Annotated in this window: 27 protein-coding genes and 2 tRNA genes (1 of these 29 running past the window's edge); 16 read left to right on the top strand and 13 right to left on the bottom strand. The window is 32.4% G+C overall.

Annotated elements, in window-relative coordinates:
• The 4 genes from K9M53_RS03470 to K9M53_RS03455 form a co-directional block, all read right to left on the bottom strand.
• Positions 1–717: the 5' portion of an enoyl-CoA hydratase/isomerase family protein gene (locus K9M53_RS03470; protein ID WP_224018037.1), read on the bottom strand. It extends 78 nt beyond the left edge of the window; the window shows 717 of its 795 coding nt (coding positions 1–717); the start codon lies at positions 715–717; its stop codon lies off the left edge, out of view.
• A 41-nt stretch (positions 718–758) separates the two neighbouring features.
• Entirely contained in the window at positions 759–1,166 is a 408-nt protein-coding gene (locus tag K9M53_RS03465; protein WP_224018034.1) for a cobalamin B12-binding domain-containing protein, read from the bottom strand.
• Positions 1,167–1,175: 9 nt separating this feature from the next.
• Positions 1,176–2,702, bottom strand: coding sequence for a glutamate--tRNA ligase (gene gltX / locus K9M53_RS03460; RefSeq protein ID WP_224018032.1), 1,527 nt, complete (start codon positions 2,700–2,702; stop codon positions 1,176–1,178).
• 81 nt (positions 2,703–2,783) lie between these two features.
• Positions 2,784–3,608: a hypothetical protein gene (locus K9M53_RS03455; RefSeq protein ID WP_224018030.1), complete on the bottom strand. Its 825-nt coding sequence runs from the start codon at positions 3,606–3,608 to the stop codon at positions 2,784–2,786.
• An 87-nt stretch (positions 3,609–3,695) separates the two neighbouring features.
• Here K9M53_RS03455 and K9M53_RS03450 point away from each other — a divergent pair, with 87 nt between their 5' ends.
• The 9 genes from K9M53_RS03450 to K9M53_RS03410 all read left to right on the top strand — a co-directional run bounded on the left by K9M53_RS03450 (position 3,696) and on the right by K9M53_RS03410 (position 9,404).
• Positions 3,696–4,322 carry a polysaccharide deacetylase family protein gene (locus K9M53_RS03450; RefSeq protein ID WP_224018028.1) on the top strand — a complete coding sequence of 209 codons (627 nt, stop codon included), beginning with the start codon at positions 3,696–3,698 and terminating at the stop codon, positions 4,320–4,322.
• 216 nt (positions 4,323–4,538) lie between these two features.
• Positions 4,539–5,306, top strand: a complete 768-nt coding sequence (locus tag K9M53_RS03445; protein WP_224018026.1) for a TatD family hydrolase — start codon at positions 4,539–4,541, stop codon at positions 5,304–5,306.
• 28 nt (positions 5,307–5,334) lie between these two features.
• Positions 5,335–5,421, top strand: a tRNA-Ser gene (locus K9M53_RS03440).
• A 337-nt stretch (positions 5,422–5,758) separates the two neighbouring features.
• Positions 5,759–6,331: an RNA polymerase sigma factor gene (locus K9M53_RS03435; protein WP_224018023.1), complete on the top strand. Its 573-nt coding sequence runs from the start codon at positions 5,759–5,761 to the stop codon at positions 6,329–6,331.
• Positions 6,324–7,178 (top strand): hypothetical protein, encoded by an 855-nt coding sequence (locus K9M53_RS03430; protein WP_224018021.1) that lies wholly within the window; start codon positions 6,324–6,326, stop codon positions 7,176–7,178. The genes K9M53_RS03435 and K9M53_RS03430 overlap by 8 nt, the downstream gene beginning before the upstream one ends.
• A gap of 3 nt (positions 7,179–7,181) precedes the next feature.
• Positions 7,182–7,910, top strand: a complete 729-nt coding sequence (locus K9M53_RS03425; protein WP_224018019.1) for a hypothetical protein — start codon at positions 7,182–7,184, stop codon at positions 7,908–7,910.
• A gap of 47 nt (positions 7,911–7,957) precedes the next feature.
• On the top strand, positions 7,958–8,536 hold the full coding sequence (gene pth / locus K9M53_RS03420; RefSeq protein WP_224018017.1) for an aminoacyl-tRNA hydrolase: 579 nt from the start codon (positions 7,958–7,960) through the stop codon (positions 8,534–8,536).
• Between the two features lie 119 nt (positions 8,537–8,655).
• Entirely contained in the window at positions 8,656–9,267 is a 612-nt protein-coding gene (locus K9M53_RS03415; RefSeq protein ID WP_224018014.1) for a fumarylacetoacetate hydrolase family protein, read from the top strand.
• Positions 9,268–9,330: 63 nt separating this feature from the next.
• Positions 9,331–9,404 (top strand) — tRNA-Met (locus tag K9M53_RS03410).
• On the opposite strand, the gene K9M53_RS16160 is transcribed toward K9M53_RS03410, so the two are convergent.
• Positions 9,364–11,010 (bottom strand): recombinase family protein, encoded by a 1,647-nt coding sequence (locus K9M53_RS16160; protein ID WP_224019171.1) that lies wholly within the window; start codon positions 11,008–11,010, stop codon positions 9,364–9,366. The two genes, K9M53_RS03410 and K9M53_RS16160, sit on opposite strands and share 41 nt — an antisense overlap.
• Before the next feature lie 542 nt (positions 11,011–11,552).
• On the opposite strand from K9M53_RS16160, the gene K9M53_RS03400 reads away from it, so the two are divergent.
• Together K9M53_RS03400 and K9M53_RS03395 are read left to right on the top strand one after the other, a co-directional pair.
• Positions 11,553–12,131, top strand: a complete 579-nt coding sequence (locus K9M53_RS03400; protein ID WP_224018012.1) for a hypothetical protein — start codon at positions 11,553–11,555, stop codon at positions 12,129–12,131.
• Positions 12,132–12,352: 221 nt separating this feature from the next.
• Positions 12,353–12,511 (top strand): hypothetical protein, encoded by a 159-nt coding sequence (locus K9M53_RS03395; protein WP_224018010.1) that lies wholly within the window; start codon positions 12,353–12,355, stop codon positions 12,509–12,511.
• Positions 12,512–12,528: 17 nt separating this feature from the next.
• Here the strand turns inward: K9M53_RS03395 and K9M53_RS03390 are convergent, their stop codons facing one another.
• Positions 12,529–12,765 (bottom strand): helix-turn-helix domain-containing protein, encoded by a 237-nt coding sequence (locus K9M53_RS03390; RefSeq protein ID WP_224018008.1) that lies wholly within the window; start codon positions 12,763–12,765, stop codon positions 12,529–12,531.
• Between the two features lie 87 nt (positions 12,766–12,852).
• Between K9M53_RS03390 and K9M53_RS03385 the strand changes: the two genes are divergently transcribed.
• The 3 genes from K9M53_RS03385 (at position 12,853) to K9M53_RS03375 (ending at position 14,404) form a co-directional block, all read left to right on the top strand.
• Complete coding sequence (locus K9M53_RS03385; RefSeq protein ID WP_224018007.1) at positions 12,853–13,152, top strand: hypothetical protein; 300 nt, start codon at positions 12,853–12,855, stop codon at positions 13,150–13,152.
• 10 nt (positions 13,153–13,162) lie between these two features.
• The gene (locus K9M53_RS03380) at positions 13,163–13,645 is read left to right on the top strand and encodes a hypothetical protein (protein ID WP_224018005.1); all 483 of its coding nucleotides are present in this window, start codon (positions 13,163–13,165) and stop codon (positions 13,643–13,645) included.
• 138 nt (positions 13,646–13,783) lie between these two features.
• On the top strand, positions 13,784–14,404 hold the full coding sequence (locus K9M53_RS03375) for a recombinase family protein (protein ID WP_224018003.1): 621 nt from the start codon (positions 13,784–13,786) through the stop codon (positions 14,402–14,404).
• 47 nt (positions 14,405–14,451) lie between these two features.
• On the opposite strand, the gene K9M53_RS03370 is transcribed toward K9M53_RS03375, so the two are convergent.
• Positions 14,452–14,778: a hypothetical protein gene (locus K9M53_RS03370; protein WP_224018001.1), complete on the bottom strand. Its 327-nt coding sequence runs from the start codon at positions 14,776–14,778 to the stop codon at positions 14,452–14,454.
• A gap of 107 nt (positions 14,779–14,885) precedes the next feature.
• On the opposite strand from K9M53_RS03370, the gene K9M53_RS03365 reads away from it, so the two are divergent.
• Both K9M53_RS03365 and K9M53_RS03360 read left to right on the top strand, forming a co-directional pair.
• Positions 14,886–15,806, top strand: coding sequence for a hypothetical protein (locus K9M53_RS03365; RefSeq protein ID WP_224017998.1), 921 nt, complete (start codon positions 14,886–14,888; stop codon positions 15,804–15,806).
• Between the two features lie 23 nt (positions 15,807–15,829).
• Positions 15,830–16,690 carry a putative phage abortive infection protein gene (locus tag K9M53_RS03360; protein ID WP_224017996.1) on the top strand — a complete coding sequence of 287 codons (861 nt, stop codon included), beginning with the start codon at positions 15,830–15,832 and terminating at the stop codon, positions 16,688–16,690.
• A gap of 40 nt (positions 16,691–16,730) precedes the next feature.
• Here the strand turns inward: K9M53_RS03360 and K9M53_RS03355 are convergent, their stop codons facing one another.
• The 6 genes from K9M53_RS03355 to K9M53_RS03330 all read right to left on the bottom strand — a co-directional run bounded on the left by K9M53_RS03355 (position 16,731) and on the right by K9M53_RS03330 (position 21,913).
• Complete coding sequence (locus tag K9M53_RS03355) at positions 16,731–18,041, bottom strand: hypothetical protein (protein WP_224017993.1); 1,311 nt, start codon at positions 18,039–18,041, stop codon at positions 16,731–16,733.
• Positions 18,034–19,083: a hypothetical protein gene (locus tag K9M53_RS03350; RefSeq protein WP_224017991.1), complete on the bottom strand. Its 1,050-nt coding sequence runs from the start codon at positions 19,081–19,083 to the stop codon at positions 18,034–18,036. Before K9M53_RS03350 ends, K9M53_RS03355 begins: the two co-directional genes overlap by 8 nt.
• A 437-nt stretch (positions 19,084–19,520) precedes the next feature.
• Positions 19,521–20,159 (bottom strand): hypothetical protein, encoded by a 639-nt coding sequence (locus tag K9M53_RS03345; RefSeq protein WP_224017989.1) that lies wholly within the window; start codon positions 20,157–20,159, stop codon positions 19,521–19,523.
• Between the two features lie 379 nt (positions 20,160–20,538).
• Positions 20,539–20,994, bottom strand: a complete 456-nt coding sequence (locus K9M53_RS03340; protein WP_224017988.1) for a hypothetical protein — start codon at positions 20,992–20,994, stop codon at positions 20,539–20,541.
• A gap of 27 nt (positions 20,995–21,021) precedes the next feature.
• A complete protein-coding gene (locus K9M53_RS03335; RefSeq protein ID WP_224017986.1) occupies positions 21,022–21,495 on the bottom strand; it encodes a helix-turn-helix domain-containing protein in 474 nt (157 codons plus the stop codon).
• Between the two features lie 22 nt (positions 21,496–21,517).
• On the bottom strand, positions 21,518–21,913 hold the full coding sequence (locus K9M53_RS03330; RefSeq protein ID WP_224017983.1) for a hypothetical protein: 396 nt from the start codon (positions 21,911–21,913) through the stop codon (positions 21,518–21,520).
• Positions 21,914–21,940 lie beyond the last annotated feature (27 nt).

Raw genomic sequence — 21,940 nt, 5'->3', positions numbered from 1 at the left:
ATCGCCAAAGGATTCTATTTCTTTATCGTACCCACTTTTGCCATTGGTGTAAGCACTATCGCTGATAACAGCTACGTTTACACAATCGATGATCTTTGCAAGTGCAAGGGGTGATTTATTTTGAATGAGAGTTAGTATTTCTTTTGTTTTAAGCAGTAATTCGTGTGGCGTAGTTACATAATTGACCAACCCGGATTGCAACGCTTCAGCTGCGTTGATGAGAGCGCCGCTCATCATTAATTCCATTGCTTTGCCCTTGCCAACCAATTGCGTTAAACGTTGTGTACCACCATAGCCCGGTATTAAACCCAAATTAACTTCGGGCTGACCAAACTTTGCATTATCGCTGCAAAGCCTGAAATGACATGCCATTGCGAGCTCACAGCCGCCGCCTAATGCAAAACCATTTACAGCTGCCACAATTGGCTTATGTGAGTTTTCTATTTTGAAAAAGATATCCTGCCCTTTTTTTGCTATTGTAATGCCTTGTTCTTTTGTTAGTCCATTGAATTCGGTTATATCGGCACCTGCCACAAAGGCTTTTTCACCTGAACCGGTAATGATAGCTGATTTTATTTCACCGTTATTGTACACTTCGTTCAACACTTGTTCCAGATCTATCATTACCTGCTGATTTAACGCATTTAATTTTTCAGGACGATTAATGGTAATGGTGAGAATGTTATTTTCTAACGTGGTAAGAAGTGTTGAATACATACGCAAGCATTGATTGATAAAAATATTTTGCGGCTATTGACCTAAAAACTCCTGTGTTGTTTAACCCAGTCTTTTATATAATCGGCAATAGTTGTTGTAGATGTTCCGGGAGGAAAGAGTGTACCAACTCCTAATTCATTCAGCTTCTTCATATCGTCCTCAGGGATAATGCCGCCACCGGTAAGCAACACATCATTCATTTCATTTTGTTTCATGAGTTGAATGATCTTGGGGAAAATAGTGTTGTGTGCACCACTTAATGTACTGATGCCGATTGCATCTACATCTTCCTGGATGGCGGCATTGATGACCATTTCAGGTGTTTGGCGAAGACCTGTGTAAATAACTTCCATGCCGGCATTACGCAAAGCCGTGGCTATTACTTTGGCGCCACGGTCGTGACCGTCCAGCCCTACTTTGGCAACCAATACTCGTACAGGTCGTGCCATAATTGTTGTTTAAGCGTTCAATGTCTCAAAATGATTGACAGCTAATTTAATTCTTTTTATGGTTTCTTCTTTACCTATAGTTTCTGCAATAACAAAAACAGCCGGACCTGTTTTACTACCTACCAACATTATTCTGAATAACATTTGCAATTCCCCTACTTTAATATTTTTGACTGCAGCTACTTCTTTAAAGATAGTTTCTATTATTGTTGCGGTAAATTCATTTGTATGCTGTAGTTGTTCTGCAATTGTTTCAAAGAAATCTTTTTTATCGGCAGCCCATTTCGGTTTTACAGAAGCATCATCATAGATTGTTGGTGTTGCAAAAAAGAAAGATCCTTGTGCATAAAAATCTGTTAATAAGGTGCATCTGTCTTTTATCAGTTCTATTACTTTTATTAAATAACTATCATCCGAAATAGTAATTCCATTATTGATAAAGATTTTTTCTACTTCTGTTTTTAAATCTTCTGCAGGCAGTTTTTTTATCCATTCATGATTGAACCATTTAGCTTTTTCAAAATCAAATTTTGCGCCTGCTTTATGAATTCGTTCAATGGAGAATTTTTCTATCAATTCTTCCATAGTAAAAATTTCCTGCTCTGTTCCATCATTCCAGCCCAGTACTGCCAATAAATTATTAAAAGATTGTGGTAAGAAACCAATTTCTTTAAATCCTTTAATTATATCTCCGGTGTTAGAATCTTTCCAATCCATTGCATAGACGGGAAAGCCTAAACGTTCTCCATCACGCTTGCTCAATTTTCCATTGCCATCAGGTTTTAATATTAAGGGCAGATGTGCCCATTTCACCATCTTATCTAACCCAAATAAATATTTCCAAAGCAATACATGTACCGGCGCACTTGGCAACCATTCTTCACCGCGGAAGGCATGCGTGATCTTCATTAAATGATCATCTACTACTACAGCTAAATGATAGGTTGGCATTCCATCAGCCTTTAATAAAACCTTATCATCGACCTGTTGCGTATCGAAACTTACATCACCGCGGATAATATCTGGTATCACAATGGTTGTTTCATCAGAAGGAATTTTTATGCGGATAGTGTATGGTGTACCGCCGGATAATAATTTTGCTACATCATCTTCGGGTAATGTCAAAGAGTTTTTTAGTTTGTTTCGATAGAATTGATTGTATTGGAAATTGGGGATTTCATTACGCTTTGCTTCCAGTTCTTCCGGTGTATCAAAAGCATAATATGCATATCCATCTTTTATTAACTGCTCTGCATATTGCCTGTACATTTCTTTCCGTTCACTCTGGCGGTAAGGTCCATAAGCGCCGCCATTATGCACGCTTTCATCCGGCTGCAAGCCACACCATTCCAGACATTTAAAAATATACTCTTCGGCACCAGGTACAAAACGTGTTTGATCAGTGTCTTCTATCCGAAGAATAAAATCGCCTTTATGTTTTTTTGCAAATAGATAATTAAATAAAACGGTGCGAACACCTCCTAAATGCAATCCGCCGGTAGGACTTGGTGCAAAACGTACTCTTACTTTACTCATAGGCTGCAAAGATAGTATTCAACATAAAAGAAAAACCGCCCAGGTTTTGAGCGGTTTTCAATAAAATATCTAATAAGAAGATTACCAAAGAACAAAATCATGCGCTGTGCCACCATCAATTGAGTAAGTAGCTGCAGCATCACAAGTGCCGGTACCATAATCAATTGTTATGTAATGATTAGGCCCTTGTATTTTTAATTGTCCCATATCAATAAAAGCACAGCTTGCTTTCTTTTCAAGAGGAGCAGAATTCGGTACAGTAGCTGTTCTTACTATGCCGGAATCACTTGTCCATGTGCGATTTCCTGTTATTGAATAAACATCATCTGAAATATCAAATGGTGTATTTGATCCTGCAGTTACTGTTACATTCTTTGTGCCACTCACATACCAGAATCTTCCACCCGGAGCAGTAACTTTGCCGCTATCAACCCTTGACCAGCTTAACGTATTTCCAGAACGGGTATTTGTCCATACAATAGTCCCTTCTCTATGAAATCCGGCTACGTAATAATTATTGAAAGTAAGCGTAGCTGTGCTTCCTGCTTTTCTTACTGAATCGGAAAGCACCACATTTATTGAGCCGCTCCTGGTGATACCATTCAAGCAAGCTGTATTATAAAAGGTAATTGTAATTGTTTTTGGAAAACCTCCACTGGAAATATCAACGGAATAACAATCCTGTGGGCTGGTGGGTCTTGCCCCCATTAAGGCATTATCACTTGCTGCCATCATAAATGAATTGTTTACATCTTCAGAAATATTATCAGAGATGGCCAGATCCTCACTAGCCTGGGTTGTATTTGCAATTTCATTAGGATCTGTGGTAGTTGTATTGTCCTTTTTACACGAAGTAAATAAAAGCGTAGCAATAGCAGCACCATAAATTAGCGGTTTCAATTTCATACAATTGAGTTTAAGTTTTAAGTTTTGATTTTTGATTGTCGTAAAGACTAACGTCTATAAAGAAGGTTTAATTATTTAATTTGCTGTATGTTTTATTTCATAAAAACTCCTTTTTGGCTAAAAAAAATATATAAAGGCTGTATTTGGAATATTAATTCTGTCGACGATAAAACAATCTATTTAACCTTCGATGATGGCCCCCATCCTACAGTAACACCTTTTGTTTTAGATGAACTTAGCAAATATAATGCTAAAGGCACCTTTTTTTGTATTGGCAAAAATGTTGAATTATATACAGTTGTGTATAACCGTTTACTTACGGAGGGCCATGCTACCGGCAATCATACATTTAATCATTTAAACGGCTGGAAGACTAATGATGAGACTTACATTCGTAATATTACGATGGCGGAAGAGTTCATTAAAAACGACCTGTTTCGCCCCCCTTATGGGAAAATAAAGCGAAAACAAATAAAATCTCTTACTAAGGAAAATCATCGTTACCGTATTATTATGTGGAGTGTTTTAAGTGGTGATTTTGATAAAAACCTTTCTGTTGAACAATGTTTAAAAAATGTTCTACAAAACACCAAAAACGGCGATATAGTTGTATTTCATGACAGCGAGAAAGCTTTTGAAAAAATAAAATATGCATTACCGAAAGTGCTGGAACATTTTTCCAATAAAGGATACAAATTCAAAAAGATAACGTAATGATGTTCTATAAAAAAAATTGGGCCGGGGTAGAAACCCTGGCCCGTTTTTAATCCGTACCCTATGAAAACTATCGTAAAATTACGAGGTTTTTTTAAAAAAGCAAGAATTAAAAAAAAAATAGCCCTTTTATTTGTTTAAACATTAAAAATTTGACTTTTGATAAATTTTTATGCAATAACATATTATTAGAAGTTCTCTGTCATTTAAACACATATGCTTATAGTTGATACACATTGCCATTTATATTCTGAGGAATTTGAAAAAGATATAAATGCTGTTATTGAAAGAGCTGAATCGGAAGGAGTAAATAAATTTTTTCTTCCAGCAATCGACAGCAATTCGTTAGAACAAATGTTATTATTGGAAGAAAAATTTCCCGGAAAATGTTTTGCCATGATGGGCTTACATCCCTGCTATGTTAAAGAGAATTATAAAGAAGAGTTAGCAATAGTTGAACAATGGTTGGGAAAAAGAAAATTTGCTGCAGTAGGAGAAATTGGTTTGGACTTTTATTGGGATAAAACATTTACGCAACAACAATACGAAGCCTTCCATACCCAAATTGCCTGGGCTAAACAATATGGGTTGCCTATTGTGATCCATACCCGAAATGCGATGCGTGAAACAATAGACCTGGTAAAAGCTTATTCATGGGATGTTAGCGGTATTTTTCATTGTTTCGGCGGCAATTATGAAGAGGCAAAAGAGATCATTGAACTTGGCTTTTATTTAGGGATAGGCGGTATCGTTACTTATAAAAATTCTCCCTTGATAGATACACTTCAAAAGATCGATCTGAAACATATAGTTTTAGAAACGGATGCCCCATACCTGAGCCCTGTGCCTTTTAGAGGAAAACGGAACGAGAGCAGCTATTTAAAATATATAATAGAAAAGATTGCCGATATAAAACAGGTTTCCAAAACAGAAGTAGCAGAAACAACAACTGCCAATGCAAAAAAAATATTTTCAATTGATTAAGTAATCAATTGTATTTTTGCCGCCTTCCGGAGGGGTGCAGGAGTGGTTGAACTGGCACGCCTGGAAAGTGTGTATAGGAGAAATCCTATCAAGGGTTCGAATCCCTTCCCCTCCGCATTCTTTCAGTTATTTTTCGCCTACTTGCGCATTTTCTTCCTTTATCATATTTTTTGATTTTTTTAAAAAAATCTATGTTTAACCACCGATTATGGATATTTTCGTTTTAAAGAGCACTGGAACACAGCTTAAATTTTTGATTTTTGCCAATTTTTCCATTTTATCCGTAAAAATCTATGTTTAACCAATGAATTATATCTTTTTTAAAATGCTTTGCAGTAGCGGGTTTAACGTTTTTTAGATGCAACAACAATTGTCTTCATTGAGAAAATGTTAAATGTGGATATTTTCGCTTAATATCCATATATCTGAAGGCAATATTTTAAAATTGGACAATGGTAAAACATAATTTAGATAATATACCACGCAACGAAGGCGATTCATTTCAAGTCATATTACAACAGGCAATAGAAGGGGATGAAAGAGCGTTTAAACAACTGTACGATCGACTATCGGGCAAAATGTATTCGCTTTGTATGCGTTATATTGGCAATGCCAATGATGCAAAAGATGTTTTTCAAGAAGGCTTTATAAGAGTTTACAAAAATTTAAACACGTACAAAGGGTCTGGTGTTTTTGAAGGATGGGTAAGACGGATCTTTGTAAACACCTGCCTTGATTACCTTAAGAGCAAGAAAAAGCTATTTTACTCTGAAATAAATAATTACACTGAATTACCTACAACCGCAGACCTGAATGGAGTAGATAAGTTATCGAAAGATGAACTTATAAATATTATACATCAATTACCTGAAGGATATAAGCTCGTAGTGAACTTGTACCTCGTAGAGGGATACAGTCACAAAGAAATTTCAGATATGCTTGGAATTGCAGAAGGCACAAGCAAATCACAACTTTCGAGGGCACGATTGTTGCTACAAAAGCAAATACTTCAATACAATGGCTGATAAAAGCATTGACATATCATTTAATGATCTACAAAACCACGAGGTACAACCTCCTGCTGAGTATTTCACTGAGATATGGAATTCGGTATCGGCTAATGATGTTCCTGAAAATTCATTTTCTTCCAGGGATACCGAAATTTTTAATTCTTTAAAAGATTATTCGCTTATACCTCCGGCTTTTGATTCGATAAACATCTTTGAGAATAAAGCACCTCAAAAAAGTAAAGTAGTTTCATTTTCTTATTTCACCAAAATTGCAGCTGCAGTCATTATTGTTATTTTTTCTGCATGGCTTTTATATTATTTTCTTCAACCTAAAAAAACTCAAAGCTCTGTAGCAACAGTAACCGCTCCTCAACCGGCAGAAACCAAAGCATCAACTGCTTCACCTGTTGAAACAACAATTGACAAGAAAAGCCCAACAACAATTAATCAATCGCTAGTAACAGTAAATAATACTCCTGTTCAACATTCATCAGCATCTTTAGCACCAATAAAATCAACTTTAAAAAAAGAAAGAACTACTTTGGTTGATAACGATGTTATATTAACCTTAGTAAGTTATAAATATGCTGACTACAGCGGCTTGTTAGCAAAGATCAAAAAGAACAAAAAAATAAAGCTTGATAACTTTTCTTACGTTACTGTTTCGGATAAAATGAATGCTATGTTGAAGGACATGTACTCAACAAAAAGAAATCTTAAACCAACCCGCAAAGCAAAAAAAATAAAACGTACTTTGAATAACTGGAAGAAAGAAGATGAAAAATATTTTGATGCGGCAAGATCTTCAAAAAACCCTGTAGATATTATTGATTTGTCAGAATTTGTTTTAAGCAACCGATAGAAGATGAAAACCAGAGTAACTACACTTTTCCTGCTTATTTGCATATCGGTTATTAAAACACTGGCACAAGATACCAGTGCAAGCCTTATTACCACTGTTCGTGACTCTTCCCTTTTCGCAAAAAAGACTGATTGTAATAAACTGCTTACGTTGGTTTATGACATCAACATCAAATCAAAAAATAAAAAAGCAGGTATAGAAGAAACATATAATGGAGGCATAAAAACTGTTTTCATTAGTAACGACCAGGCAAGAATACGTTTGGTAAGCCTTATGCGCATACAAAGCATTTTTTTTACTGCTAAAGACAGCAGCAACAGTGAGGTAATAATTGTAAAGGAATCGGGCAAAAAGAAATATAAATACGAATTATCGGCGTCTGAATGGAATTTATATAATATTAAATATAAAGGAGATTCTTGTGTATATAGCAGCGACTCCCTTATGATTCTAAATCATCTATGCCGAAAAGCAATCATCAATTTAAAAGATGGGCGAACTATTACGGCATATTACACAAAAGAATTAAAACCGATCTGTGAAGAAATAGAGCCCGCATTTGCAGATATTTCGGGTGTTGTATTGCAATACTCATATGAATATGAAGGAGGCTCCATCACTTACACTGCCTCTAAAATAAGCGAGAACCCGATATCAGAAGAAATACTAATTGCCCCTAAAAAAGGTTATATCACTAAAAAACTTCATTATACCGGCTATTTGCAGCAATAACTTTAGCGGCAATATTTCCGTTATTTTGCAGCGTTCATTTATTTTCCATGTCAAAATTTTTAATAGCAGGCTTAGGGAATATCGGCAATGAGTATGCCGACACAAGACATAATATAGGTTTTGATGTAGCACATGCGTTTGTACAAAAACATGGTGGTTCTTTTACATTGGGGAGATTAGCTTACACAGCAGAAATAAAGTGGAAGGGAAAAACCTTTGTTGTGATCTGCCCTACTACCTACATGAATTTAAGCGGCAGGGCCTTCAAATACTGGCAGGACAAAGAAAAAGTGCCTTTGGAAAATACGCTCACTATTGTAGATGATCTGGCTTTACCATTAGACAAGCTAAGAATAAGACCTAGTGGCAGCGATGCGGGTCATAACGGGTTAAAAGATATACAGAATATTTTAGGCACGGATAATTATCCAAAATTGCGGTTTGGGATCGGTAATAATTACCCAAAAGGAAAACAAGCCGATTTTGTATTGGGTAAATGGCAAAAAGAAGAAATACCGCTGGTACAGCTTAAAATACAAAAGAGTGTTGAAATAATAGAAAACTTTGCAACTATCGGTATAGAACAGACGATGAACGCAATAAATAAGCTATCTTTTCGTATATAGGTAAAAAATCGATATTTAAACGTTTATAAGCGTTACAATTGTTTTTTTTAGGCGATTTGTTTATATTCGCCTTTGTAAATAATACTAACCCCCTACCTTACAAAAACCAAAGTGATATTATGAAGATAATATGTGTTGGCCGTAATTATGCGGCACATGCTAAGGAATTAGGTAACGATATACCGGATGAACCGGTAATTTTCATGAAGCCCAAAAGTGCTTTACTGCAAAGTCATACCCCATTTTATTACCCCGAATTTACCAATGAATTACACTATGAATGTGAGTTGGTAATACGTGTTTCCAAAAACGGAAAATATATACAGGAACGCCATGCAGGCAATTACTACAATGCGGTAACTGTTGGTATAGATTTTACTGCACGTGATATTCAAAACGACTTAATAAGTAAAGGATTACCCTGGGAAAAATCAAAGGCATTTGATAATTCTGCGGCGGTTGGTAAATTCATCGATTTTACTCCCGATATCAATAAAAAGAACATTAATTTTTCTTTATCAAAAAACAAAGAAATTGTTCAGCAGGGAAATTCCGGCAGCATGATATTTGGAATTGATTCCATTGTATCACATATCTCCAATTATTTTTCATTAAACATCGGCGACCTTATTTTTACCGGCACTCCTGCGGGTGTGGATGAATGTGTAGTAGGCGATGAATTGGAGGCTTATATTGATAAGCAATTATTGCTAAAGCTCGACATCAAATAATTTTTTCCGATTTAGTTTTTACCGGCTTATTTTTTTGTAAAACTCTTATCTTTGCCGCCCGTTGGCGAGGTAGCTCAGCTGGTTAGAGCATCGGATTCATAACCCGAAGGTCGGCAGTTCAAGTCTGCTCCTCGCTACAATACTTGACGACAATGGTTTTTTATCATTGTCGTTTTTATTTTCTTCTTTGGAATCCTTTACCAACATTGAGCTTTCTTCGAATATTAAATTCACTTTGGAGGTTAGATATACCCTATTTTTTGTATCCAACATAATACCTTCAGGAAAAACAAGTTCTTGGATTCGTTTCTGTGTTTCTAATTCTTGAAAAGCCCAATATTTACTGATGTTTCCAACGATTTCCGCCGATAAAGTTATATAATTATCCAGGTTAGATATTTTTTGACTTCCATTTTCAATCTCACTCTCCAAAGTAGAAATTTTAAGTTCAAAGTCTGTCTTTAATTCTTGATATACATCACTATCAATATCTGCATTTAAAGCATATCTAGTTTTTAACTTCTTAAAGTCTATCTTTAATTTTTCCAATTGTTCATATATCAATTTATTCGATTGTTCCAGATCACCATTTAAGGTGTTATATGTAAGTTTTAATTGTTCTTTAAACGGTTCAATTAAATTTACGGGCAACTGATATTTATTTAATTCTTCAATAAATAAATCATTAGCCCCTTTTCCTTTCGCTTTAGGTGTTGTTTCTACATTGATACTTACACCCAGACATTTTTGACATTTATAATAATGGGTTTTCTTATTTTTTACTTCGTACCCAGTCATTTTTTTACCACAATTTTGGCAGCGAATAAAGCCACTTAGAGGGCGTTTGGGACTAGAATTATCATGTTTATAACCATGTCTGTTGCCTTTAATTATTTCTTGTACATACAAAAAATCTTGTTCACTTACCATTTTTTCCCATTGTCCGTATACTACTTTACCATCTAACATTCTGCTTGTTGATATTCCACAATAAAATGGATCTCGCCACATTTTAGATAAAGCTTGCTTGCTTATTTTTACCCCCAGATTAGATAATTTTTTTATAATAATACAATCTTTCTCTCCTTGTAATTTCCACTTCCATGCTTGCCGTAAGATTTTACCTTCTTTATTAATCCTGATTTCTTGCTTTTTTCTCATTCTGTTATAGTCTTTTACTTTAGGTCCAAAATGATCATAACCTCTTCCTGCTTTACCAAATCTATATCCTTTTTCCAAATGCTTTATCATGCCAGAAATAGTTACCGCAAGTCTTGAGTAATTTTCTCTTTGGGCTTCTAACAAGGCTTGATAAATTTCTAGTTTACCAGCAATTGTAGTTGTGTTTCTACCAGTTGATGCTTCAAATAAATGCACTCCCATATTTTCGATTAATTCCTCTAGTAACCCAACTGCATTCCCTCCAGTACGGGAAAAACGATTCACTATATTAACAACTATACCATAGGGTTTCTTCTTCAGACTTTTAATAGTCTCAATAAGTTTGGAAAATTCTTTTCTGGTATAATCTCCAGAAGCACTTTCATATGTTCCACCTAGCATATCTTGTAAATGATAATTGTTCTCTTTTACAAATTTCCAGATACCATCCTTTTGAATTCCTAAGCTATTATTCTCATATTGGTCTTTAGTGGAGACACGGGTGTAACCAACTAAATTAAAATCAGTAACTTTTTTTTGAGGTTTAACCTTCCCAAAAGCCTTAAACTGTTCAATTCCCATTTTGAAATATTTTATGCGTTAATATTGTCAATTTATATAACTCATTTATTGTTTTCTGAGCTATGTCATCAGTAATATTTTCAAATCCATCAAATCTTCTTAATTCTTCTATTGAAAGCATTCTTGGATTTTGTATACTATCAGCATACTTGTAAAATATATCGTCAATTCTGGAATGACAAAAGTTCTTATCATTCTTAATCACATTTAAAAATTAAAAAAGTTCCCTTGTAAAGGGTTATTCTTGGTGGTGAGAGTTCCTACTACTTAGATGGTACAGACAAAACCAATATTTACGAAAATACCATTCAAAATGATTAATTGCAATTAAATTATGGTGCAATAATATTTGTCTTTAATAGTAAGTACAACTATTTACAATCAAAAGAATTTAACGATATTTTATTCAGATCTGTTTCAAAGCATGATGCAACAAGGGTTATAAAAAAGAACTTTTTGATAATTGCACCATATTTATTTAAAAGGAAACAGAATAAAACCAAGACGGGTTAACCCTCCTTGTCCTTTCTTTAACCTAACCTATGAAGAATATAAATTATGATGAATTGATTGATGAATGTAATAGAAAAAGAGCTAAAATCTATTATAACTTAACTCAGTTAATTGAAATAACTGGATTAAGCCCTAGAATGTTAAAATATAGAATGAAAGAGAATATAGTAAAATATAAAAATATCCCTAGTCTATTATATAAAAGTGGGAAACAATGGAGAATCCACGCTTCAATTATTAAAGATTTCTTACCTAAAAGAAGGAGAAAGAAAAACTCAATACTTACTTATGAATGGAAAACCTTTGCAACATGGATTTTAAAAGATAATTACACTGCTGATTATCATCTAGAATTAATACAACAAATTCAGCAGCTTATTCAACCTTTTAAAATTCATTTTACAATTGAGAAAAGCAAAAGGGGGATATTCCATGTTCATTTCTTATCTGATGTAGATAAAAGCAGTTTAATAGTGGCTATAAAACAAATATTAGAAAAGTACCTTACAAAAAATGAATATAGAGTTGAAGTGAACGAAATAAATAACAAATATTCCGCCCTACATTATATAAGAAAAGCTCCTGTTGATATAATTATAAAAGAATAGTAGCATATTAGGGTTACAATTTGAAACCTGGCTTATGGGGCAAAAAATTAACCTATTTTAAAAGTACCTATAATGGTGTTTTCAAAATTTTCAGGCGTTTTGAAGTACCTTTTTTCCCTTATGTCCTTAGTATTTATTCCAATGGGTTTTGCCATAAATCCCAAAATGGTGCTAGAAACGGACTATTAGAAATGATTAGGTGTTTAAAAATTTAAAGAAAAATGGAAGCAGATAAATTAAACATTCAAATTAGACTAAAACAACTTCAGATAAGTGGTGAGAAAAATCAAATTCGTAAAAAAGAATTTGAAAAACAGTTGATAAAATTAAGATTAAAACAAAAAATTGCAGCTATAGAAAAACAGATGGATCAATTATAATCTTAATATTGAAATGCCTAAGTAAAATCAAAAAAATCTTTAACCCCCACTTCCAAAGCATTTGCTATTTTCAATAAAGTTAACGCCGTTGTATTTATTCTACCTTTTTCAATAGGTATTAGGTTTGATTTTTCCATATCACACATAAAGCCTAACTCCTTACTTGTTAGCCCTTTTTTCTTTCTGTATTTGGTTATATTCTTTCCTAATGCTATTAGAAAATCCTCTTCCCTCATTAACTTTTGCTGTTTCACACAAGTTGAACAATTATCAAAAATTATTGGGTATGATATATCATACCCTTTGAAATTTTCAATACATTTGGAATAAAATCAACTTATATGAAAAAAAATTTAAGCTACTTTTTAATTGGAATATCAAGTTTTGTTGTGTTTTTATCTAGTTGTGATCTTGCGACTAATAATACTGCTACAGTTAAACAATGTGATAAGTTATCCGAAGACTACAAAAATGGATATTCCCAAGGTCACGCTCAGGCTATTTTATATGTAGCAAATGTCGGTGGCACCTCCAATGTAGAAACTTACATACAGCAAATGAATAATGGTAATGGCCCTATTGGAACTATAAGTGAATGCTGGAAAGAAGGATATAATGATGGTTTTAATTCTTCTAAATAAACTATTAATTATGAGCATAAATAAAATATATACATTTAAAAATGGGATGCTAAACATATATCCCAAGTTCATTGAATATAAGACCAAGAATGGGAAATCAAAGCAAAGCATGAGTCGATTTAATATAGGAGGAGTAAATAAAGAATATGTAAGAATATTAGAAAGGCAAGTGATGCAATATGGATTTCTATTTTCAGCAATAGGTATTGGTTTATTAATATTTAGTATCAGTACATCTGAAAATGAAACTGTACTGACTTATTTATCCGCAGGATCATTATTCATAGGTTTATTTTTAGTGGTGGGGTTTTTGTTTTTTGATGGGCTTTTAGGTATAAAACTAACTACCGAAGTTTGTTTATTATTATTTGGAATAAAAGGATATAAAATTTCAATTCAAAATGATGGTGGTGGAGATCACATAGAGTTTTTTCTATTCGAAAAGGAAATTTTTGATATTGAGGAAATAGCAAATTACAAATTGGTGCATTAATGTATCATTTTTAAAAGTGTATCAAAATAAATCTATAAAGGCTTTTCTTAGCCCCGTTAAAATGTATCAAAGAAAGTCTTTGATTTATTTTAAAATACGAAATATTTCGTATACATTGCACTAACTTAACTTTTTTACATGGAAACAGCTATTATTATTTCAAGATGTTCAACAAATGAAAATAAACAGGACGTAACTAGGCAAACAATAGATTTGAGTAAGAAATATTCTAGCAACTTCGAAATCGTAAAAGTATTTGAGTATTACAAATCTGGACGGAAAAACGACATAGAATTGAATGAAATTTTAAATTATGTTATTACTAATAATATTCAGCATATTTTATTTACTGAAGTAAGTCGTATTGCAAGGCGTGTGATTGAAATATTAGTTTTTGTAGAAAACTGCACCAAGCATAAAATAAACGTAGTAATCGACAATTATAATATGCAGAGTTTGAACAGCGATAAAACTGAAAACATGCTGACAAAAACAATGCTTCAAATTGGTGCATCCTTTTCAGAGATGGAACTTAAGCATACCCAATCTCGTTTAAACAGCGGTAGAGCCAAATATATTGCTTCTGGTGGCGTTTTAGGTCGTAAGCCTAATAGTAAACAAACTAAAGAAAAGACTCTTGAAAAGCATAAAGATGTAATTAAATATATAAAACAGGGTCAAAGCATAAGAACAATAATGAAATTAACTGATAAAAGTAGCGGGACTATACAAAAAATTAAACAATTATTAGTCGCTTGAAACTAGGTTTAAATTCAACTATGAAGATTGTATAATCCCCTACATTACTAGACATTTAAAGTACGACCTAATTTTGTTAAACGATAATTTTCATTCTTATACTGTTCTACAATTTTAAATTGGGATAAGCGTTCTAAAGATTCTTTTTCATTGCCTACTGTATATAAAGTTTTTTTAGCAATCACTCCTTTATCCGCAATTTGAACAGATTTATTTATTTTGAGTATAGCAATTATCAAATTTTCTGGTACGCTTAACTCTAAAATAAATTTTACTCTAACCGAAACATTCTTGTCAATTTTCCCTTTTTTTGTTTTAGTCTTGTTTTTAATTGGTGTTTTGAATATCACTGTTGAATTCTTTGTTTTTGCCATATAATTTTTTAGTAAATCTAAATGCAAAAAAGGGAATTAATAGAATAGTCTTTGTTTTCTACCTTTTACATTATAAACAAATATCATATCTTGCAATAATCCCAAGTATGAATAGAATACAAACCTTTATTGAAAAATATTTTAGTGTAAGCCATGATATTTCAGCTACCTTAATTGTTACTTTATTAACTTTTGCGTTAGGTTTTATCATAACTGGTATAGTATCGGTTATATCCAAATATTTAACTAGACGAACAGTAAGAAAAATGTTTCTAAATGCTTTAATTAGTTTAAATAAAACCGTTAAAGCCCAAGAACAATCCTTGAGTAATACAATTCGCGCTATAAATTTTGAAGAAAATAGTCAATGGCTATATCAAAAAGCTGATTTCTACCAACTTCGTGCTTTTAAGGAGATAGGATATATACAAAGCTTTAATAGCCTTTTTAATGGCTTTGAGAATTATTTAATATTGCGAAGTAAACAAAAGAAAAACTTAAGAAGACATGCTTTTAATAAAATGTGGTCAATATTAAATAGTATTGAGTTTTGGTCACAAACAGCATTTGAAGATTTCTATAAATTCGAAGAGCGATATAATGAATTTGGGGATAAAAGAAATTCTGCTATAGAAGAACTTCGAAAAGCATGGGAGCAAATATTTATTTCAGCAACAAAAGCGCAATTGCAACAACAACTACCACTCCATCCCGCATATGAAAATTATTTAAACCAGTTAAATAATATTATAGTAGAATATTCCAAAATCCCAACTATAAAAAGAGTAGGTCCCTACATAACAAATAGAAAGTTGATTTTAAAAATTAGAATTCTAAATAAGAAAGCAGCAAGAGCTGGAATAGCCTTACCATTTCTACATGAGTTTAATGATAAATGTATGGTAGTATCATCACATTATATCGATATGGAGTACTTAGCTAGAAATGTAAAAATTCAATACGCAGAATACAAATGGTCCTTTTATACATTTAGTAGAGTCATTAAGAAAATTGCCAAAATATTATAGCATTTAATCCAGAAATAGACTATATGAAAAAGAAAAAAGATTTGGGAATCATGTTAGCAATCGTCCTACTTTCATTAGGTTTAATAATGCTTTTTTTTCCTTATGAATCTTTGAACGGGCTTAAGTTGGGAAAGTATTCATTGAAAATTAACAGATATGGCGATTTAGGTGCGTTTGTTAGTGGGCTAACAACTCCCTTCTTATCAATAGCAGCTTTTATTTTACTTTACTTAACGTATAAATCTCAGAAGCAAGAATTAAATGAAAGTAAAATAATTCTTCAAGCCCAAAATAACACCCTGCAAAAGCAACAATTTGAAACGACTTTCTTTAACCTTCTTAACCTTCATCATTCCATTGTAAATAGTATTGATTTAAGAATAACAACTAGCCCTTCTTACCCTGGAATAGCATCTTTAGCTTTTCAGTCATCAAAATCGGAAATAAAAAAAGGACGAGATTGTTTTTTAATATTCTACGAGGAACTTGAAAAAGATTATGAGGAATTTAGTAAAGAAAATAGGCAAAAAAAGAAAGATGACCAACAGATAGAAAGAGTCGTAATTAAAAAAGCTTATTATTCCTTTTTTGAAAAAAATAAATTTGATTTAAGCCACTATTTTAGAAACTTATACCATATAGTAAAATTTGTAAATGAAGCGAATATTATAAATAAGCAAATGTACATTAGCTTACTTAGAGCTCAATTATCTTCCAATGAGCTTTTATTACTTTTCTACAATAGTTTGTCTGCATATGGAGAAAAGAAATTTAAGCCTCTAATTGAAAAATATCATTTCCTTAAAAATTTGGCTGATGAAGATTTATTTCAAGAGGAACACTTAAAAGAATATGAAGAAAGTGCTTATGGAAAACCTTCTTAAACATAATTTAAAATCACTATTTTTTATTATCGGCGATAAATTAGACTTTCTTCATTGTGATATTTAGACTAAAATAAAGACTATTAGCGAAATCTCTCGCTCGAGAATATTGACTATTTAATATTGCGTTATACAAACCTTGAACATTTTTAGGTAACCCTGTAAAATCAGTTAAGTCGTTTGATTCCAGCAAGTTTTTGAACCTATCTATTTGTCTAATTGAATTTATTTTTTGTAGTATAATTTCATCATTCTGTATGACTTTGCTGAAATAATACTGCCATCTTTCTTTAATTATTTTTGATAATTGTTCTTCGGCAACTTTTGCGGCGACTGTAGAAACACCATATCCATTTCCTAAATAAACTGCCAAATATGCTTGAAAGCACTCAATTAATGCTGGAGCTGGAATTGTAGTTCCTAAATTAGCAAGTTTTCTTATTACAGCAGGTTCATTATAAAAATTATTAAAGGCAAAATGGGTCTCAAGCAGCTCTTTTGCAGTGCTTTTAAAGGTTACAGAACGTAAGTTTTCAGGAACATAATCAAAGCCATTTACTTTAAGTAGGGCATTTTTTAATCCTGATGCAGCGATAAAATTACCAGATGCAGTTACATCCCTATAAGCAGTTCCTATATTCCATTTATCATTATCTCCTATGTTTGGCCAGATTTCTTCAATAAGCATATTCAAATTCCCTAGAGCATGCTCTAGCTTTGCTCCTTTATCGTTTTTAATAGAGGACAAAAGAATTGTATTGACAGTTCTTAAATAAAATAGCGATGAATTTATTAATTGGTTGACTTGAGGGTCCGTAATTTTTAAAGTTTCAGATAAAATACGTTCACGAAATCTTGAAAATTCGATGGCTATAGATATATCTTGTTCACCCAAAATATACTGTATAGATGATTTTACTATAATAAAAGCATCAGTATAGTCAATTTCTGTATCAGCATCTTTAGAAAAAAAATGTGTTATCAATTCGTTTGCATGCTTTAGCTTAAGAGATGCAGTAGAGCCGATAACACCTAATTGTTCTGCTAATTGTATGGTAGTATGGTCCGTTAAAACATTTTCTATAGGAGAACTTTCATCTATATCGTTTCTTTCTAACATCTCTCCAATAAACTTCATACCTAAAGTGGCTATAGTTTCTTTCAATTTTACCATTGCTTTCTTCCATGCATATTCTGCAGCCATATCATAGGCATCAATTTGAAAAGCAGAAATAATTTGGCTTTTTTGTTTAGCCGTTAAATAATGTGCGTATGGCACCACATCAGTTGGCTCTTTAGCTGAAGGTGGAATAGCAACTCCTAGGGGTGCCACCCATAATTCGTTATCCATGTGTCCAAATTTTCATGTTACCGTCTTGTGATTTAAAAAAACAAGACAAAAAAAGATTACTGTTTTGCATTGAAAGAAAAGCCTTAGACCGAGTCGCTCCGCTTATTTCCTGTCCTCCTTTTTCATATGCGTTTATCAAAAGACGATATGCTATCAGTTTACCTTTATTTGTAAAAACTGTTATACCGTCATGGTTCATCATAGCTTTTAAAATTGATGAATAAGATTTAAGGCTTACTGAAGCCTCATTGCTTTTACCGATTTCAGCGCCAATTATCAATTGTTCAAAATCTATTGGCAAAGGTAAATGGATACAATTAGTTTCTTGAGCAATTAACTTTGCTATGGAATCACCTGATTCATCAATGACAGCTATTAAATTACCATGCCCTATTCTTAACGCCTCTGCAATAGTTTTTTCAAAAAATGAACTAATCTGTTGATTATAGGTTTCTTCACATTTTTGAGAAATTGCTTTTGAAAGGGTAGTAATTTCATTAGTCACTTCAGTCGGGCTATTAAGTGTTAATGAAACTATTAATTTATTTTTAAGACCGCAAAGCTCTACAGTTTTCTGCCCAATATTTTTTAAATAAGCAATAGTGGAATCTTTATAATTCACTTTTAAATCTCCTACAGTTTGGTTATATAAAGACAAGCTCGTTTCTGTAATTTCTGCACTTACTAACCCATAATTGATTTTACCATTAGAAATTTCGATAAATATAACCCAACTATCAATTGCTAATGGCGCACATAATTTAATTACTTTTTTAAATTCATTTACATTTAAAATTCCTTCAGAAATTGGTAATCGCTTATTGGAAATTGTTCTAAAAAAGTCCAGACTGTTCGTAATAATAACTTCTGGAAAAAGAGCAATTCCTTCTTCATGATAATCTGATATTAAATTAATTACTTCTAAAATTCCTAATGCTGTAATCTCATCTTGTTGAAACTTTTCTTCAGCAAGAAACTTTTTAATAGATTCGAGAACATGACTCCGCAGAGATTGGGATTCAATTTTAATATCATTAGTCATATTCTATGCGAATTTGGGAATCAATATAGAGCTTTTATTTAAATTAATTATTAAGGCTATATAATATAGAAATAACTATCAGATAGGTTTTGAAATACTCGTTAGGAGTGATTTGTAAAAAACCAAACTACGATTGCCACAAGCAATCCAGCTATTGTCGCAGTTATTATTGAGTCCTTATTAATTTTCAACCAAGTCAATAGGGAAACTGCAATTTTGCGTTTTTGGAGCAATTCGGTAGGTTTACCCATTTCCTGTTGCAAAAATTTATAATAAAGTAGTTGCGCTACTCCAAACTTCAATTGTGCGATAACTGAAGTCCTAGCTTCTCCTGATTCTATAGGATATTTTGCTGCTTCAGGAGTATTGGCTTAAGTCAAAAGCACTGCTGCATTTTCTGAAAAAATGCAGCAGATTTTATCTTAAAATATACAGATCTAGCGCCAGGCTGCTACTTTTGGTTTTTTCTTTTCATACTCTTCAAATACTTGGTGAAAAACAATTTTAGTTTCATTTATTGCTTTTTCAATTTCTGTTTTATTAAACGATTTAAATTCAAAACTAGAGCTCTCTAAACTATATATACCTATTTGCAATTCTGACGAATCGCATTCTAGAATATTTGTTGCTAAATAATTCTGTATTAATGGAAATCGGAGTTCGGCTTGCCAATCTATATTTTTTTCTAATGGGAAATACGAATAAAAGCTAGTTTTATTTTTTACAATCCATGATGTATAGCCAGATAGTTTTACTTCTGGTAAAATATCCCACTGCATAAATTTCTTTGAGTCAACAAATTCAAATTGCATCCTTTTATATTCATTACAATATTTAGGTAGATGTTTTAACAAACCCGTTTGTCTATTTTTATTTTTAACATTGTCATTGAATGTTAGAAATAAATTTTCCAATTTCAAGATTCCTTGGCTTATAGTTAATTCTTCAGAATGTATTGATTTAGCTATTCTCTGCCAATAAGAAAACATTCCTTGTGAACCTCCTTTTTTTAATTTATCTTCAGTTGCTAAGAGTTGAGCGTAAGCAATGGGATTTTTTCTGATTTGTTCTAACATAGAACATTGTATGCGAATCATATGTATTTTAATTTAGTGTATTAAAGTGGTTGTTATACTTTATTAAATAAAACAACGTTAAAGAAAGTATGCCATGTGCATGGCATGAAGATTGTTTGAAATGAAGAGAGGTAATGATGAGGAGGGAAAATAGCTAAAATAAAAAATGAAACTTATGATGTTTCTCTTATTTTCGCAAAAAATTTAAACTACTTGCGGAAAAGGTCGGCATCATGCGATGCCAGGCTCCACACCTTTCTTTTTCCGTTTTAAGTTAAGCCCTAAAAGCAAATGCTTTTGGGGTTTTCCTTTTCATTACCAGCATGGTTAACTGCTGTCTATAAATGGGATAAATAATGTCATTATTAGTGTATTACGTTTATGTTAATCCAATTATTTTTTTAGGGTCTGCTACTGGTAAAATAACTGCGTTCAGAGGTGTTCCTTGTGTTCGTAAATAGATAATTCCTCTAATAGTTGAGTAGGCTATACTTGCGACAGTGCTAAGTAATAACCAGTCTAACTCTGGTGTTTTGTCTTCTGTATTTAAACCTATGAAATCATCCATGTTTTCAATCTTAAAAATTAATTCATGTGTATATGAACCTTTTGCATTCAACTCCTCACCTTTTGAATTAAGACCCGTAATATCTATTGTTAATACAAGTCCGATTATCTTTTCTTTTTCTGAGAAACCACTTTCTAAATTAAAATTGAATTTATGGTTTTTAACATTTTTACTATCAATTTTAGAGTCAGTACTTATGTTACCACTAATAGTTTTAATGGTGAGTATATGTATCTTTTCTGGTTCTATTCTCCTGTTGGGATTCATATTAATTTATGCCGATTTTTAATTTAATTATGAAGCAGTTGCATAATCCTGTTTTATAGAATCGATTTGTTTTGTTTCTATACAGTTTTGATAATTTCTAATATTTAGTATTTTGCATTCTTTTGGATATTTAAATTTAGAAGAAGGAATGATCGCTTCTTGAATTTGACCACTTTGTTTGTTAGTCATCAATACATCATAACTTCTATGATGCGGCGTACATATAATGCTTGTACCTAAGGCCGCTTCAATTTTTGAAATAGACCTTAAAGTATAATTGTGCAATCCCCCTAACCATTTACTAATTTCTGCTTCTGTTTTACCCATTGCATCAGCCAACTCTTTTTGCTTCATCCCTTTTTCTTCTAGTAGAAGAAATATATACTCGGCAATTTCTAAAGATTTGTCTACGAATATTTTACTTGCTAACTCCATTTCATCAATAGTTGTTAAAAACTCTTGAGTTTCTTCTGGAATCAATTTTTTCTTATTCTTAATCATGGCTCTGTATTTTAGTTTGGGTTTATATTATTAATTCGAAATCATTATCAAGTTCTATTTCTTTAGATTCAAGATTTATTTCAATAAAACCGTCTAGTATTGCATTATTAATTTTATTAGATAACATCCTTACATTATTAAAATGAGGAAAGCAATTAGGACAGTCTTGAACTTTTAAACTTGTCTTTCTTCCACCATTTAATAAGATTACTGTGCTAGTAGTTAATCTTATACAATACAATCTCAAACCATAATCATTGAAGGCTTTGCTTTCAATAAACTGATGATATGGTGGTGGTAGACGTTCTGCTGAATCCTCATCCTTGAAATGTCTATTAGAAGCTCCATAAATTTGTCCAATTCTTTGAACATATCTGTTAAGTTCTGCTAATTCAAATCTATCCTTATCATTATTCATGCGGGATTGGAAGTCCTTAAATTCAGA

This window comes from Ferruginibacter albus (assembly GCF_020042285.1).
Taxonomy (GTDB): Bacteria; Bacteroidota; Bacteroidia; order Chitinophagales; family Chitinophagaceae; genus Ferruginibacter; species Ferruginibacter albus.
The sequence above is the reverse complement of the archived record's forward strand: the minus strand, read 5'-3'. Positions and strand labels throughout refer to the sequence as shown.

Bases quoted from the DNA above. Each gene is read 5' to 3' on its own strand.
- K9M53_RS03330 (WP_224017983.1), bottom strand. From the start codon at position 21,913: ATGAATAATGATAAGGATAGATTTGAATTAGCAGAACTTAACAGATAT.
- K9M53_RS03385 (WP_224018007.1), top strand. From the start codon at position 12,853: ATGAAAAAAAATTTAAGCTACTTTTTAATTGGAATATCAAGTTTTGTT.
- K9M53_RS03370 (WP_224018001.1), bottom strand. From the start codon at position 14,778: ATGGCAAAAACAAAGAATTCAACAGTGATATTCAAAACACCAATTAAA.
- K9M53_RS03430 (WP_224018021.1), top strand. From the start codon at position 6,324: ATGGCTGATAAAAGCATTGACATATCATTTAATGATCTACAAAACCAC.
- K9M53_RS03345 (WP_224017989.1), bottom strand. From the start codon at position 20,159: ATGTTAGAACAAATCAGAAAAAATCCCATTGCTTACGCTCAACTCTTA.
- K9M53_RS03380 (WP_224018005.1), top strand. From the start codon at position 13,163: ATGAGCATAAATAAAATATATACATTTAAAAATGGGATGCTAAACATA.
- K9M53_RS03400 (WP_224018012.1), top strand. From the start codon at position 11,553: ATGAAGAATATAAATTATGATGAATTGATTGATGAATGTAATAGAAAA.
- K9M53_RS03450 (WP_224018028.1), top strand. From the start codon at position 3,696: ATGTTTTATTTCATAAAAACTCCTTTTTGGCTAAAAAAAATATATAAA.
- K9M53_RS03335 (WP_224017986.1), bottom strand. From the start codon at position 21,495: ATGATTAAGAATAAGAAAAAATTGATTCCAGAAGAAACTCAAGAGTTT.
- K9M53_RS03425 (WP_224018019.1), top strand. From the start codon at position 7,182: ATGAAAACCAGAGTAACTACACTTTTCCTGCTTATTTGCATATCGGTT.
- K9M53_RS03395 (WP_224018010.1), top strand. From the start codon at position 12,353: ATGGAAGCAGATAAATTAAACATTCAAATTAGACTAAAACAACTTCAG.
- K9M53_RS16160 (WP_224019171.1), bottom strand. From the start codon at position 11,010: ATGGGAATTGAACAGTTTAAGGCTTTTGGGAAGGTTAAACCTCAAAAA.
- K9M53_RS03340 (WP_224017988.1), bottom strand. From the start codon at position 20,994: ATGAATCCCAACAGGAGAATAGAACCAGAAAAGATACATATACTCACC.
- K9M53_RS03355 (WP_224017993.1), bottom strand. From the start codon at position 18,041: ATGGATAACGAATTATGGGTGGCACCCCTAGGAGTTGCTATTCCACCT.
- K9M53_RS03365 (WP_224017998.1), top strand. From the start codon at position 14,886: ATGAATAGAATACAAACCTTTATTGAAAAATATTTTAGTGTAAGCCAT.
- pth (WP_224018017.1), top strand. From the start codon at position 7,958: ATGTCAAAATTTTTAATAGCAGGCTTAGGGAATATCGGCAATGAGTAT.
- K9M53_RS03435 (WP_224018023.1), top strand. From the start codon at position 5,759: ATGGTAAAACATAATTTAGATAATATACCACGCAACGAAGGCGATTCA.
- K9M53_RS03360 (WP_224017996.1), top strand. From the start codon at position 15,830: ATGAAAAAGAAAAAAGATTTGGGAATCATGTTAGCAATCGTCCTACTT.
- K9M53_RS03350 (WP_224017991.1), bottom strand. From the start codon at position 19,083: ATGACTAATGATATTAAAATTGAATCCCAATCTCTGCGGAGTCATGTT.
- K9M53_RS03455 (WP_224018030.1), bottom strand. From the start codon at position 3,608: ATGAAATTGAAACCGCTAATTTATGGTGCTGCTATTGCTACGCTTTTA.
- K9M53_RS03375 (WP_224018003.1), top strand. From the start codon at position 13,784: ATGGAAACAGCTATTATTATTTCAAGATGTTCAACAAATGAAAATAAA.
- gltX (WP_224018032.1), bottom strand. From the start codon at position 2,702: ATGAGTAAAGTAAGAGTACGTTTTGCACCAAGTCCTACCGGCGGATTG.
- K9M53_RS03445 (WP_224018026.1), top strand. From the start codon at position 4,539: ATGCTTATAGTTGATACACATTGCCATTTATATTCTGAGGAATTTGAA.
- K9M53_RS03465 (WP_224018034.1), bottom strand. From the start codon at position 1,166: ATGGCACGACCTGTACGAGTATTGGTTGCCAAAGTAGGGCTGGACGGT.
- K9M53_RS03415 (WP_224018014.1), top strand. From the start codon at position 8,656: ATGAAGATAATATGTGTTGGCCGTAATTATGCGGCACATGCTAAGGAA.